Source organism: Kitasatospora sp. NPDC096077 (assembly GCF_040303245.1).
GTDB lineage: Bacteria > Actinomycetota > Actinomycetes > Streptomycetales > Streptomycetaceae > Kitasatospora.
On sequence record NZ_JBEOSV010000003.1, the window covers coordinates 95,306 to 108,441 of the forward strand.

8 protein-coding genes and 1 pseudogene are annotated in these 13,136 nt (G+C 74.6%); 2 read left to right on the forward strand and 7 right to left on the reverse strand.

The annotated features are described in order from the left end of the window. Positions 1 to 34 precede the first annotated feature (34 nt). Positions 35 to 1,477, forward strand: a complete 1,443-nt coding sequence (locus ABTZ03_RS03995) for a PspC domain-containing protein (RefSeq protein ID WP_350511276.1) — start codon at positions 35 to 37, stop codon at positions 1,475 to 1,477. Continuing rightward, the gene (locus tag ABTZ03_RS04000; protein WP_350511277.1) at positions 1,477 to 1,686 is read left to right on the forward strand and encodes a hypothetical protein; all 210 of its coding nucleotides are present in this window, start codon (positions 1,477 to 1,479) and stop codon (positions 1,684 to 1,686) included. Before ABTZ03_RS03995 ends, ABTZ03_RS04000 begins: the two co-directional genes overlap by 1 nt. A gap of 96 nt (positions 1,687 to 1,782) precedes the next feature. Here ABTZ03_RS04000 and ABTZ03_RS44215 read toward each other — a convergent pair whose 3' ends face one another. The 7 genes and pseudogenes from ABTZ03_RS44215 to ABTZ03_RS04030 all read right to left on the reverse strand — a co-directional run bounded on the left by ABTZ03_RS44215 (position 1,783) and on the right by ABTZ03_RS04030 (position 13,134). Beyond that, positions 1,783 to 2,223: a Rieske (2Fe-2S) protein gene (locus ABTZ03_RS44215; RefSeq protein ID WP_400917151.1), complete on the reverse strand. Its 441-nt coding sequence runs from the start codon at positions 2,221 to 2,223 to the stop codon at positions 1,783 to 1,785. A 42-nt stretch (positions 2,224 to 2,265) separates the two neighbouring features. Beyond that, positions 2,266 to 2,799: pseudogene (locus tag ABTZ03_RS44220) on the reverse strand (DoxX family membrane protein); the annotation flags it as partial. A gap of 172 nt (positions 2,800 to 2,971) precedes the next feature. After that, a complete protein-coding gene (gene guaA, locus ABTZ03_RS04010; protein WP_350511279.1) occupies positions 2,972 to 4,567 on the reverse strand; it encodes a glutamine-hydrolyzing GMP synthase in 1,596 nt (531 codons plus the stop codon). A 1,016-nt stretch (positions 4,568 to 5,583) separates the two neighbouring features. Next, entirely contained in the window at positions 5,584 to 7,239 is a 1,656-nt protein-coding gene (locus ABTZ03_RS04015) for a proline-rich domain-containing protein (protein WP_350511280.1), read from the reverse strand. A gap of 398 nt (positions 7,240 to 7,637) precedes the next feature. After that, positions 7,638 to 9,443 (reverse strand): GMC oxidoreductase, encoded by a 1,806-nt coding sequence (locus ABTZ03_RS04020; RefSeq protein WP_350511281.1) that lies wholly within the window; start codon positions 9,441 to 9,443, stop codon positions 7,638 to 7,640. A gap of 56 nt (positions 9,444 to 9,499) precedes the next feature. After that, positions 9,500 to 11,143: a succinic semialdehyde dehydrogenase gene (locus ABTZ03_RS04025; protein WP_350511282.1), complete on the reverse strand. Its 1,644-nt coding sequence runs from the start codon at positions 11,141 to 11,143 to the stop codon at positions 9,500 to 9,502. 158 nt (positions 11,144 to 11,301) lie between these two features. Next, on the reverse strand, positions 11,302 to 13,134 hold the full coding sequence (locus ABTZ03_RS04030; RefSeq protein ID WP_350511283.1) for a serine/threonine-protein kinase: 1,833 nt from the start codon (positions 13,132 to 13,134) through the stop codon (positions 11,302 to 11,304). Between the last annotated feature and the right edge of the window lie 2 nt (positions 13,135 to 13,136).

The window sequence follows — 13,136 nt, forward strand, 5'->3', positions numbered from 1 at the left end:
GGCCGGCCCGCCCCCTGCCGGAAGGATGGTGCCCATGACCGAGGACCACCGCATCCAGGAGGCCGGGCCCACCGCCCCGCCGGAACCGGAACGCCCCCCGCTGACCAGGGCCGAGCACCACCGCGTGGTGGCCGGCGTCTGCGGCGGCCTGGGGCGGCACCTGGACATCGACCCGGTGGTCTTCCGGGTGGTCACCGTGGTGCTCTGCCTCTCCGGCGGCCTCGGGCTCTTCCTGTACGGCCTGGCCTGGCTGATCGTCCCGACCGAGGACTCCGCCGACGGCCGCCGCGGCGGGCGCACCGAACTCCAGCGGGTGCTGACCGGCCGGGTCGACGGCCAGTCGATCGGCGCGGTCCTGCTGACCGTGATCGGCACCGGGGTGTTCTTCTCCTCGATGGGCGACGGCGACCAGCTGTTCCCGCTGCTGCTGCTCGGCGGCCTGGTCTTCCTCGCGGTGCGCTACGACCCGGAGCGACGCCGCGGCGGCCGGGTCCGCGGCCGTCGGCGCGGCGGCCCGTACGACCGCCACTTCCCCGAGCCGGACGGCTACGGCTGGCCGCAGGACGAGGAGGCCGCCCGGGCCCGGCACGCCGCCGGCCAGGCCGCCGGGACCGTGCCCGCCGACGCCCCCGCACCCGGCCCGAGCGGCTACCTGTGGGACCCCCGCCACCCCGAGCGCAACCCGTACGACGCCACCGACCCGGGCACCACCACGCCCGCCTACGGCACCAAGCTGCCGCCGCCCGGCGGCCCGACCCAGGCCTGGTGGCAGCGCACCGACCTCCCGGAGGGCGACCCGCTGCGCAAGGAGCGCCCGGAGCGCCCGGAGCGCCTGGAGCTCCGCCGCGAGCCGGCCGCCGTCCGGCACCCCAGGGAGCGCTCGCCGCTCGGCTTCTTCGGCTTCCTGCTGGCGATCGGTGCGGCCACCGCGGTCTGGTCCGCCTCGGTCGGCCACACCGACGTCACCCGGCTGAGCACCGTCGTGCTGGCCACCGGACTGCTGGTGATCGGTCTCACCCTGCTGCTGGCCGCGAAGTTCGGCAAGGCCCGCAAGCTCGCCGTGCTGGGCCTGCTGACCACCCTGGCGCTGGCCTTCGCCGGCCACTCGCCGCACACCGTGCAGGACGCCATCGGCGACCGCACCTGGACGGTCGCCACGCCCGCCGAACTGAAGGACCGCTACAACCTCGGCGCCGGCGACGCCCGGCTGGACCTCTCCCGGCTCGACCCGGCCGGGGCCACCCTCACCACCAAGGCCGACCTCGGCGCCGGCGAGCTGGTCGTCATGCTGCCGCCGGACGTCGACGTGAACCTGGTGGCCCGGGTCGGCCTGGGCAGCGTCAACGTCCCCGGCGACCGCAACGACGGCACCGGCCGGCACGTCTACCAGCTCGGCCCGGTGGGCGGTCAGCCGTCCAAGGGCACCATCGATCTCCAACTCGGCCTCGGCATCGGCGACATCAAGGTGGTCCAGTAGTGAGGAAGCACCGGCTCGACCTGTTCTCGCTGATCGCGGGCGCGCTGTTCACCGTGCTCGCGGTGCTCTACCTGGTCGCGGCGCTCAACGACCGGTCGGTGAACGGACGGATCGTCGTCCCGGTCACCTTCATCGTGCTCGGCGTCGGCGGCCTGGCCGGCGCGGTCGCCGCGGTGGCCCGCCGGGGCCGGGCCGACCGCGACGAATGACCACGGCGCATAACCGCGGTGAATGACCGCGACGCATGACCGCGGCGTCCGCTGCGGAGAACCTCGACGGACGGGAACGACGGACGAGCGCGGACGTCAGCTCTGCAGCGGGCCCAGGGTCAGCTGGTCGCCGTCCTTGGTGACGCCGTACCTGGGCAGCGGCTTCACCGCCGGCCCGTTGACCACCGCGCCGGTCGCGGCGTCGAACCGGGAGCCGTGGCAGGGGCAGTACAGCTGGCCGTTCCTGGGCGCGTCCACCGCGCAGCCGGAGTGGGTGCACACCGAGGAGAAGGCGCAGTACTGGCCGGCCTTGGGCTGCACGATGTAGACGGCGTCCCCGGTGGCCGGGTCCTTGACCTGGGCCGAGCCGCCGACCGGCACGCTCGCCGCGGCCACCGCGGGGGCGGGCGCGGCGACGGGGTCCGGGGCCGCGGACTGCTTGGGCGCCGCCGTCCGGTTCCGGCCGAAGGTGCGGGTGAGTGAGCCGCTCAGCAGCCCGGCGCCGCCGATCGCGACCGCCGCGATCCCGCCGTCCATCAGCGTCCGGCGCCGGACGTGGTCCTCGGTCAGCCCGCGCTCGCGGTCCCGCCCGGCCCGGCGGGCCAGGTAGCCGTCCACCGACAGGTACGGCGTGCCGGCCAGCAGCAGCGGGGTCCAGGCCATCAGGTAGCCGAGGTCGTTGCCGAGGTAGTACGGCGAGACGTTCCAGCTGACGGTCAGCCACAGGCTCAGGTTGATCAGCGCGCCGCCGAGCGCCGCGACCCGGCCCCACAGGCCGAGCAGGGTGCCGAGGCCGACGGCCAGCTCACCGAAGGCGATGGCCAGCGCGAACAGCGTGGGCGCGTCCAGGGCGGGACCGAGCAGGAAGGCGATCGGGCTGCCGCCGGCCTTGGCGGCCTGGGTCTGCGAGACGAAGGAGGCCGGATCGCCCGCACCGGCCAGGTAGTGGGCGTCGGAGAGCTTGTCCAGGGCGGCGTAGACGAAGGTGACGCCGAGGAACAGCCGCAGCGGCAGCAGGGCGTACCGGGATGCCAGGGCCCGGCGCTGCGCCGCCCGCTCGGCCCGGCCGGCCGCTCCCCCGTCGCCCGCCTCGGAGTTGCTGACCTCCGGCATCCGTCTCACCTTCCCTCACGGCCCGCCACTCCCTGACAGGTCCGGTCCGCATTCTGCCCGCTCCTGCCCGCTTTCGGTGGGACGTGCCGGTGCGGGGGCCGGGAACGGCCGCGCCGCCGTTCCCTGCACTACGGGAACGACGGCGCGGCTGTTCAGGCTTCGCGGGGAGTGCTCACTCCCACTCGATGGTGCCCGGCGGCTTGCTGGTGACGTCGACGACGACGCGGTTGACGTCGCGGACCTCGTTGGTGATCCGGGTGGAGATCTTCGCCAGCACGTCGTACGGCAGGCGCGACCAGTCGGCGGTCATGGCGTCCTCGGAGGAGACCGGACGCAGCACGATCGGGTGACCGTAGGTGCGGCCGTCGCCCTGCACGCCCACGCTGCGCACGTCGGCGAGCAGCACGACCGGGCACTGCCAGATCTCGCGGTCCAGACCGGCCGCGGTGAGCTCCTCGCGGGCGATCGCGTCGGCGTCGCGGAGCAGGTTCAGGCGCTCCTCGGTGACCTCGCCGACGATCCGGATGCCCAGGCCCGGGCCCGGGAACGGCTGGCGCTGGACGATCTCCTCCGGGAGGCCCAGCTCCTGGCCGACCATCCGGACCTCGTCCTTGAACAGCTTGCGCAGCGGCTCGACCAGCTGGAACTGGAGGTCCTCGGGCAGGCCGCCGACGTTGTGGTGGGACTTGATGTTGGCGGTACCGGTACCGCCGCCGGACTCCACCACGTCCGGGTACAGGGTGCCCTGGACCAGGAAGTCGACCGACTCGCCGTGCGCGCCGGCCTCGGCCACGATCTCGGCCTGGGCCTGCTCGAAGACCCGGATGAACTCCCGGCCGATGATCTTGCGCTTCTCCTCGGGGTCGGTGACCCCCTTCAGCGCGTTCAGGAAGCGCTCGGAGGCGTCGACGACCTTCAGCTGGACGCCGGTGGCGGCCACGAAGTCCTTCTCGACCTGCTCGGTCTCGCCCTTGCGCATCAGACCGTGGTCGACGTACACGCAGGTCAGCCGGTCGCCGATGGCCTTGTTGACCAGGGCGGCGGCGACTGCGGAGTCCACGCCGCCGGACAGGCCGCAGATGGCGCGCTTGGTGCCGACCTGCTCGCGGATCAGGGCGATCTGCTCCTCGACCACGCTGCCGGTGGTCCAGGTGGGGGCGATGCCGGCGCCGCGGTAGAGGAAGTGCTCCAGGATCTGCTGGCCGTGGTCGGAGTGCAGCACCTCGGGGTGGTACTGGACGCCGTACAGCCGGGCCTCGTCGTTCTCGAAGGCCGCGACCGGGACCAGGTCGGTGGAGGCGGTGACGGTGAAGCCCGCCGGGGCGGCGGAGCAGGCGTCGCCGTGCGACATCCACACCGAGTGCTCCGCCGGGACGCCCTCGAACAGGGTGGAGCCGGTGCGGGAGACGACCAGCGGGGTGCGGCCGTACTCGCGGGCGCCGTTGTTGTCGACGGTGCCGCCCAGCGTCTTGGCCATCAGCTGGAAGCCGTAGCACATGCCGAAAACCGGGACACCGGCCTCGAAGATCGCACGGTCGAGCTGCGGTGCGCCCTCTTCGTAGACCGACGACGGACCGCCGGAGAGGATGATCGCCTTGGGGTTCTTGGCGAGCATCTCGGCGACCGGCATGCTGCTCGGCACGATCTCGCTGTAGACCCGCGCCTCACGCACCCGACGGGCGATGAGCTGGGCGTACTGGGCACCGAAGTCGACCACCAGGACGGTGTCGTTGTCCGGCGCGGACTGGACGGGAATTGCAGAGGACACAGACGGCCTTCCGGCAGCGGTATCGAGGTGTCGCGCTGAACCGCCTCCCCGGCGGGGGCAGCGGCGGCGGACGGGTGTGGGGTGTCTGGACACCGATTCTACCGGGCTGTCCGGTTTCACTCGTCTGCACGTCCAAAGGACCGTGACCGGGCGGGGCCGCGGTTCGTTGCTTCTGACGACCGGACGGCCGGCCGCGTCCGCCAGACGCGCCGCCGCCGCCCCCGACCGGGGGCACCGCCGTACCGGCTGCAGGACCACGCGTGGAGCTTCACCCCAGTCCACCGGCGCATGTGGCGCCGCCGCCCCGGCCCGCCGGGGCACGCGGCTCCGTGGGACCGTGCGCGGGTGCCGCGGCCGGCCAGCAGGGGACAGCGACCCCGGCCGCGACTGGGCCGAGAGGTGGGACGGCCGGCTTCCCGGGGACGCCCGGAGCCGGCCGTCGCACCGCCCTGCGATCCGGGGCACGCCCCGGGCGCACACACCCCGCCGTCCCGCGCCGCTACGCGCGTCCCCGTGCGCCGCAACCGGCCGAACCACTACGCACCGTGATCATTCGACGCAGTACTCTCGGCAAACGGACTGTACTGAACTGCGCCGAACCGGTTGCAGAGAAACCCCTCCGTCCACCACCATGCTCGGTGTGAACGGTTCTCCCGGCCGCCGCAAGGCGCACCGCGGGGGTCCGGACCGCTGTCTCCACGGCCGCCGCGCGACCGGGCGACAGCGGTTGTCACCTCACGCTCCGTGAGCGCGGGACCGGCGCAGACCTGCCCGCCGACCCGCCGCCGCACGGAGCCGCGCGCCCGCTCCGCCGGCCACCCACGCCGGCCCGGACAGGCGCGTCCACGAGCCGACCGACCCGACGGCGCTCCTCCCCCGGCGCCGTCACCCCCAGCACCGGCGCAGCCCTGACGCCGCGTGCTGAGCGACAAAGGGCCCCGTTCCCCCGCGGGGCCCTTTGCCCTTTCCGCCCCTTTCCGCCCCTTCCCGACCTTCCCGAACGGTCTTGGAGGTTCCTACGGGTGGTCCCGCCAGACCGTCGGGTCGACCGGCTCCTCCGGCGGCCGCGGCGGGACCGGCGGCCGCGGCGTCCCGGCGGCGGGGGTCGGCGGAGCCCCGTGCGACTCGATCACCTCGCTCAGCCCGACTCCGGGCGCCCCGGGCGTCACGTCCTGCGGCGGGACGTACGGCCCGGCCTGCGGCGGAACACCGTACGGGGGCACACCGTACGGGGGCACGCCCTGGCCCGGAACGCCGTACGGGGGCACACCCTGCGGCGGCCCGGCCTGCGGCGGCACCGCGCCGTACCCGCCGTACGGGGCGGTGCCGTACCCGGCCCCGGCCCCCCGGCCGCCGAGCGCGGCCAGCAGCGCGGGCACCAGCACCGCGCCGACCACCGCCCAGACCGCGCTCGCCACCAGCACGCCGGGGAACACCAGGCCCGCCGAGACCTCCTGGGTGGTGGCCGAGGGTCCCACGCCGCCCCAGCTCCCCGAGCCCGGCACCCGGAAGGTCATCGCGGTGCTGCTCAGCAGGCCGGAGGCGGCCGTCAGCCCGGTGAGCAGCGCGGTGTACACCACGGCCAGCCGCAGCCGGTCGGCCCCGTCCAGCCGCCGCCGGTAGGCGCTCCAGCCGAGCAGGCCCGCTGCGGCGAGCGCCAGCAGCCCGGCCCAGCGCCAGTCGGCCGTCTGGTCGCGCAGGTCGAAGAAGGAGAACTCCGTGTGCGTGTCGCGGTACTCGCTCCAGCCCCCGACCCCGCCCATCTCCCGCCCGGTGCGGAAGGTCGCGCCCGACCCCAGGCCGAGCAGCATCAGGCCGAGGTTGGGCAGGAAGGCCACCGAGAGCGCGGTCCGCCAGCCCTGGTCGCTGGTGGCCGCGACCAGCACGAAGGCCGTCAGCGAGGCCAGGCCCAGGGTCAGCGCCAGCGCCTGGCCCGCGGTCAGCGCGGCCACCGCCCAGCCGCGCACCGCACGGCTGCGCCAGGCGGCCCAGCGCAGTGCGTCGGTGCCGTGGACGGTGAAGGCCAGCAGCCCGGCCAGCAGCACGGTCCAGCCGACCGCCCACAGCCAGCCGGAGTCCGTACTGAAGGAGGGCGCCCCGAGGGCCGGGCGGGAGCCGTAGTCGTAGTCGCCGTCGCCCACGGCGCCGCTCGGCCGCCAGTCGCTGCCGGCCACCAGCCCGAGCAGCACCGTCACCAGTCCGAGCACCACCGCCGTGCGCAGCGCCTCGCCGGCCGCCTGGCCCCGGGTCAGCTGGGAACCGTCGGCCTTGCGCCGCCGCCGGCCGGCCCGCAGGCCGAGCCAGAGGGCCACGCCCCACAGGACGGTGACCGTCATCGGCACCAGCCAGAAGGTGTTGTCCAGGCCCTCGGAGCGGGTCCCGGTGATCGTGCTGCGGAAGCCGAGCCGGAACGGCGCGCCGAGCGCGTTCAGCGCCATCGCCAGGGTGGAGAGGAAGCGGTCGCCGAACTCGGGGGTCCGGAAGGCCCGGTCGTAGGTGTAGTCGCTCGGGATCGCCGCGATCAGCGCCGCCAGCAGCAGCACCGCGGTCGGCGCGACGGCCGCCCGCAGCGCCGGACGCCAGTCGGCCCCGGCCAGCAGGCGCCGGGCGGGCGAGGAGGGCTGGTACGGCCGGCCGGCGCCCCAGTGGCCCAGCGCGGGCGGGCCGCCCACCGGCGGGTACCCGGGCAGCGGGTAGCCGGGGCCTGGCGGCGGAGGGTAGCCGGGGCCCGGCGGCGGGTAGCCAGGGCCAGGCGGCGGGTAGCCGGGACCGGGCGGCAGCGGGTGGTACCCGGCCGGCCCGGCGGGCGGCGGCGGGTACCCGGGGCCCGGCGGCGGAACGGCGGGCAGGCCGACGGCCGTCGGGGGCGGGGGTGCCGTCGGCCGCCCGCACGAACCGCAGGCGGGCACCCCCTCCACCCGCGTCGCGCCGCACGATGCGCAGTTGGCCATGACCCGCATTCCCCCCGCTCGACGAGTTCCTGGTCCCCCAGGGAGCCCGTTTATCCCATCGGACCCGAACGGATGTCAACCGGGAAGCGGACCGGGCGAGTTGGCCCTCGGGGTCGGGCTCAGCCGCGCTTCTTCGGGACCTCCGGGACGGGCAGCAGCGGCAGTCGCAGTGCGCCGAACGCGTCCTCCGGCACGGCCGGCCGCACCGGCGCGACCGGGTCGACCCGCCGGTAGTCGTCGCCCTGGGCCGGACGCCGGTCCGCCTCGCCCTTGTTGGGCCACAGCGACATCGCCCGCTCGGCCTGCGCGGTGATGGTGAGCGAGGGGTTCACGCCGAGGTTGGCGGAGACCGCCGAGCCGTCCACCACACTGATCCCGGGGTACCCGTACAGCCGGTGGTACGGGTCGACCACACCGGTCTCGGGGGTGTCCCCGATCGGGCAGCCGCCGAGGAAGTGCGCGGTCATCGGGATGTCGAAGATCTCGCCGACGGAGCTGCCCGCGAAGCCGTTGATCTCGTCGGCCAGCGCCTGGGCGCCCTTCTCGGCGGCCGGGATCCAGGTCGGGTTGGGCTCGCCGTGGCCCTGGCGTGAGGTGAGCCGGGGCTTGCCGAGCGGGCCCTTCCTGAGCGAGACGGTGATCGAGTTGTCCAGCGACTGCATCACCAGGCCGATGATCGTCTTCTCGGACCAGCCACGCTGGTTCATCGAGCGGCCGAAGGTCACCGGGTGGAGCACCGAGTTGCCCAGGTAGCGCAGCCAGCGCGGGGCCTTCCCGCCCCCCTTGACCTGCGCTATCGACAGCGCGCCCATCGCGTTGGAGCCCTTGCCGTAGCGGACCGGCTCGATGTGGGTGTTCGCGTCCGGGTGGATCGAGGAGGTGATCGCCACGCCCTTGGTGAAGTCCGCCTTGCTGCCGTAGCGCCGGTCGGTGGTCTGGGCGCCCACCAGTGCCTCGGAGTTGGTGCGGGTCAGCTCGCCCAGCCGCTCGGAGATCCGGGGCAGGTGGCCGGCGTCGCGCATCCGGTGCAGCAGCGACTGGGTGCCGTAGGTGCCGGCCGCGACCACCACCCGGGCGGCGGTGACGGTCCGGGCACCCGCCTTGACCCGGTCGGTCCTGGAGCGGGAGTCGGTGCGCCGCACGTCCACCGCGTAGCCGCTGGTCCCGTCGGCACCGGTGTGCTCCCGGATCCGGGCCACCGTGGTGAGCGGGTGGATCTCCGCGCCGCCCCGCTCGGCCAGGTACAGGTAGTTCTCGGTGAGCATGTTCTTGGCGCCGTGCCGGCAGCCGGTCATGCACTCGCCGCACTCCACGCAGGCCTTGCGGGCCGGGCCGGCGCCACCGAAGTACGGGTCGGCGACCTCATCGCCGGGCGCCGCCTTGGTGGTGCCGTCGGTGTCCTTGCCGTCCCCGAAGAAGACCCCGACCGGCGCCATGTGGAAGGTGTCCGCGACGCCCATCCGCTCGGCCGCCGCCTTGAGGTGGACGTCGGACGGCGTGACGGTCGGGTTCAGCCGGACCCCGAGCATCCGCTGCGCCTGGTCGTAGAACGGCGCCAACTCCTGCTGCCAGTCGGTGATGTGGCCCCACTGGCGGTCCTCGAAGAAGGCCTTCGGCGGCACGTAGAGGGTGTTGGCGTAGTTCAGCGAGCCGCCGCCGACCCCGGCGCCGGCCAGGATCAGCACATTGGCCAGCAGATGGATCCGCTGGATGCCGTACAGCCCGAGCTGCGGCGCCCACAGGTAGTTCGGCAGGTCCCAGGAGGTGCGGGGCAGCTCGTCCCGCTCGAACCGCCGCCCGGCCTCCAGGACGGCGACCCGGTAGCCCTTCTCGGTCAGCCGCAGCGCCGCGACCGAACCGCCGAAGCCGGAGCCGACCACGACCACGTCGTAGTCGAACTCCGCCGCACCACCGGACTCCACCATCTGCCTCTGCTCCTCGGGGGTCGAACCTGACGGGGGGAAAACGGGGGAAAAGCGGGTTACTTGAAGCGGAGCGCCTTGAGCATCCGCAGCCCGCCGGTCATCACCGCGGCGAACTGCTTGTCGTCCAGCCCGAACGAGGGCGCGATCGGCATCATCCGCTGGGTCGCGACGGTCTGCGCCTCGGTGAACCGCAGGATGCCCTCGGCGCCGTGCCGCCGGCCCAGCCCGGAGTCGCCCATGCCGCCCATCGGCGCGGCGACCGAGCCGTACGCGGCCGCGTAGGCCTCGTTGACGTTGACCGTGCCGGTGCGCAGCCGGGCCGCGACCGCCCGGCCGCGCCGCAGGTCCCTGGTCCAGACGCTGGAGTTCAGGCCGTACGGCGTGGAGTTGGCGGCGGCCACCGCCTCCTCCTCGGTGTCGAAGCGGTAGACCGAGACGACCGGGCCGAAGGTCTCCTCGCCGCAGACCGCCATCTCCGGGGTGACCCCGTCCAGCACGGTCGGCTCGTAGAAGTACGGGCCAAGGTCGGGCCGGGCCCGCCCGCCGGTCAGCACGGTGGCGCCGGCCTTGACCGCCTCGTCCACATGCCGGGTGGTGGTGTCCAGCTGCCGGACGGAGACCAGCGAGCCCATGTCGGCGCCGTACGCCAGGCCGCCGCCCAGGCGCAGCGCCCGGGTGCGGGCGACGAAGAGCTCCAGGAAGCGGTCGGCCACCGAGCGGTGCACCAGCAGTCGCTCGATCGAGATGCACAGCTGCCCGGCGGAGGAGAAGCAGGCCCGGACGGCGCCCGCGGCGGCGGCCTCCAGGTCGGCGTCGGAGAGCACCAACATGGCGTTCTTGCCGCCGAGTTCGAGCGAGGCGCCGACCAGCCGGGCGGCGGCGCGCTGGGCGACCTCGCGGCCGGTGCGGGTGGAGCCGGTGAAGGAGACGTAGTCGGCGTGCTCGACCACGGCGGGGCCGATCACCGGTCCGTCGCCGATCACCACCTGCCACAGGTCGGCCGGCAGCCCGGCCTCGATCAGCAGCTCGCGGGCCCACAGCCCGGTCAGCGCGGTCTGGGTGTCGGGCTTGTTGACCACCGCGTTGCCGGCCACGAAGGCGGGCAGCAGGTCGCCGACGCACAGCTCCAGCGGGTAGTTCCACGGCGAGATGTGGCCGATCACGCCCTTGGGGCGGCGGGCCTCCACGGCGTGGGTGAGCACCGGCAGCGCACCGCCGCGGCGGCGGTCCTTCAGGTAGCCCTGGGCGGCGCGCCCGTAGTGCCGGGCGGCCATCGCGACGGCCAGCACCTCCTCGAAGGCGTGCAGCCGGGCCTTGCCGGTCTCGGCCTGGACCAGGTCCAGCACCTCGTCCTGCCGCTTGAGCAGCAGGTCGTGGAAGCGCAGCAGCACCCCCGCCCGGCGGCGCACCGGCAGCGCGGCCCAGGCCGCCTGGGCGCGGCGGGCCAGCTGGAAGGCGACCTCGACGTCGGCCGGGGTGGACTGCGGCAGGGCGGCCAGCCGCTCGCCGGTCAGCGGGGCGACGGTCTCCACCACGCTGGGCACGCCGGTGGCGGTGATCCCGGCGGCCAGCCGGTCGACCAGGGAGCGGGGGACGGCGGTCCCGACGGTCCGCCCGCCGCCGGGGGCGGCCGGGTTGCCGTCCGCGGGGGCGGCGCCGGGGTGTTCGGTGGCCGCTGCGTCTGCTGAGAGGTCCGACATACGGCGCAGCCTAGGCCTTCGGTGCCCGGCGCGGTACCCGTCGGTAACAAGAATCTGCCGGAGTCGGGCGATAGCGGGGCGCTCCGCCCGCACCGGCCGCCGAACCCGCCGAACCCGCGAGATGAGCGGGATCAGCGGGATCAGCGGGATCAGCGGGATCAGCGGGTCGGCGTGAAGTGGTTGAGCACCGTGGTGAACCGCTGCTCGGTCTGCTGCCAGTCGTCGCCCTTGTCCGGGCTGGACGCGTAGATCGCGTAGGAGGTGCCGTCCTCGTCGAGGAACTCGGTCTCGATCGCCCGCCGGCGACCGCCCTCCTTGGCCGCGTAGCTGAACTCCCAGGTGGCCGCCTCGTGGCCGTTCACCACGGCGCCGGCCATCCGGAGCTGCTTGTAGTCCTTGAGCGACTTGGAGACGTTGGTCTCCATCTGCCGCATGTGCTCCAACGGCTTGACCGACTGTCCGACGGTGACCGCGAACTGCAGGTAGTGCACCCGGTTGTCGGGGCTGTAGAAGATCTGGTTGGCGTCCGTCCCGGTGCTGCGCTGCCAGGCCGGGGTCGCGACCGGCATCGGGAAGCGGAAGCCGGCCGGGTCGTCGGCCCAGCGGTAGCCGGCGGGCGCGGGCGCCCCCGGGGCGGGGGTGCCGGTCTGGTCCGTTCCGGTGGACTCGGCCGTGTCCGGCTGCCCGGTCGGGCCGGGGCCGGCGTCCGAGCCGCCGGTCACGTGCCGGGTGGCGAAGAAGGTCGCCGCGGCCGCCAGCACGCCGACGGCCACCACGACGGCGACCAGCTTGACCCGGTTGCGGCGCTTGGCCGGACCGCGTGCGGGCGCACTGGAGTGCGCGACCGGCGCGCCGGCGGAGGTACGCGCCTGCCCGGCCGCGGCCCCGCCCCCGGCGGTGTCGGCGACGACCGCGCCGACCGGGACCACCGGCACGACCGGAACCGGCTGGGAGGAGCGCACGGCCGTCACCGCCGTCGAGGCCGTCCCGGCCGGACGCGGATCCGTCGGGTCCTCCGATCCCTCGGCACTCTCCGGTGCGGAGGCCACGGTCCCGTCCTGCCCCACGCTGCGGTCCACCACCGGCACCGACTGGGTGGGCGTGCGCACCGGCGCGGCCGACGGCCCGACCGACTTCAGCCCCATGGTGTGCCCGGAGTGCACCTCGGCCAGCATCCGGGCCGCCTCGTCCGCGCTCGGCCGGTCGGCCGGGTCCTTGGCCATCAGCGCGGCCAGCACCGGCCCGAGCGGCCCGGCCCGGCGCGACTCCGGCAGCGGCTCGTCGACCACCGCGGCCAGCGTGCTGATCGGCGAGTCCCGGCGGAACGGCGACTGCCCCTCGACCGCCGCGTACAGCGTCGCCCCGAGGCCCCACAGGTCGGAGGCCGGTCCGGGCCGCTCGCCCTGGGCCCGCTCGGGGGCCAGGTAGTCCGGCGAGCCGACCAGGTCGCCGGGCCGGGTCAGCTCGGTCGAGCCCTCGTACTTCGCGATGCCGAAGTCCAGCAGCACCACCCGCCCGGTGCCGCGCTCCAGCAGCACGTTGGCCGGCTTGACGTCCCGGTGCAGCACCCCGAGCTGGTGGCCGCGGTGCAGCGCGGCGAGCACCTGGCTGCCGACCTCTGCGGCGGCGCGCGGCGGCAGGGTGCCGTCCTGGCTGATCACGTCGGCCAGCGAACGGCCGTCGACCAGCTCCATCACGATCCAGGGCCGGCCGTCCTGCTCCAGCACGTCGTGCACGGTGATCACACCGGGGTGCTTGATCCGGGCGGCGGCGCTGGCCTCGCGCTTCATCCGGGTGTGCAGGATCTGCAGATCCTCCTCCGGCAGGTGGTTGACGGTCAGCTCCTTGACCGCGACCTCGCGGTCCAGCATCCGGTCCCAGGCACGCCAGACCGTCCCCATCCCGCCCCGGCCGAGCCGCTCACCGAGCTCGTACCGCCCGGCCAGCAACCGCTCCGCCTCGGCCGCCTCCGGCCGGTCCTGCACGCCCATCG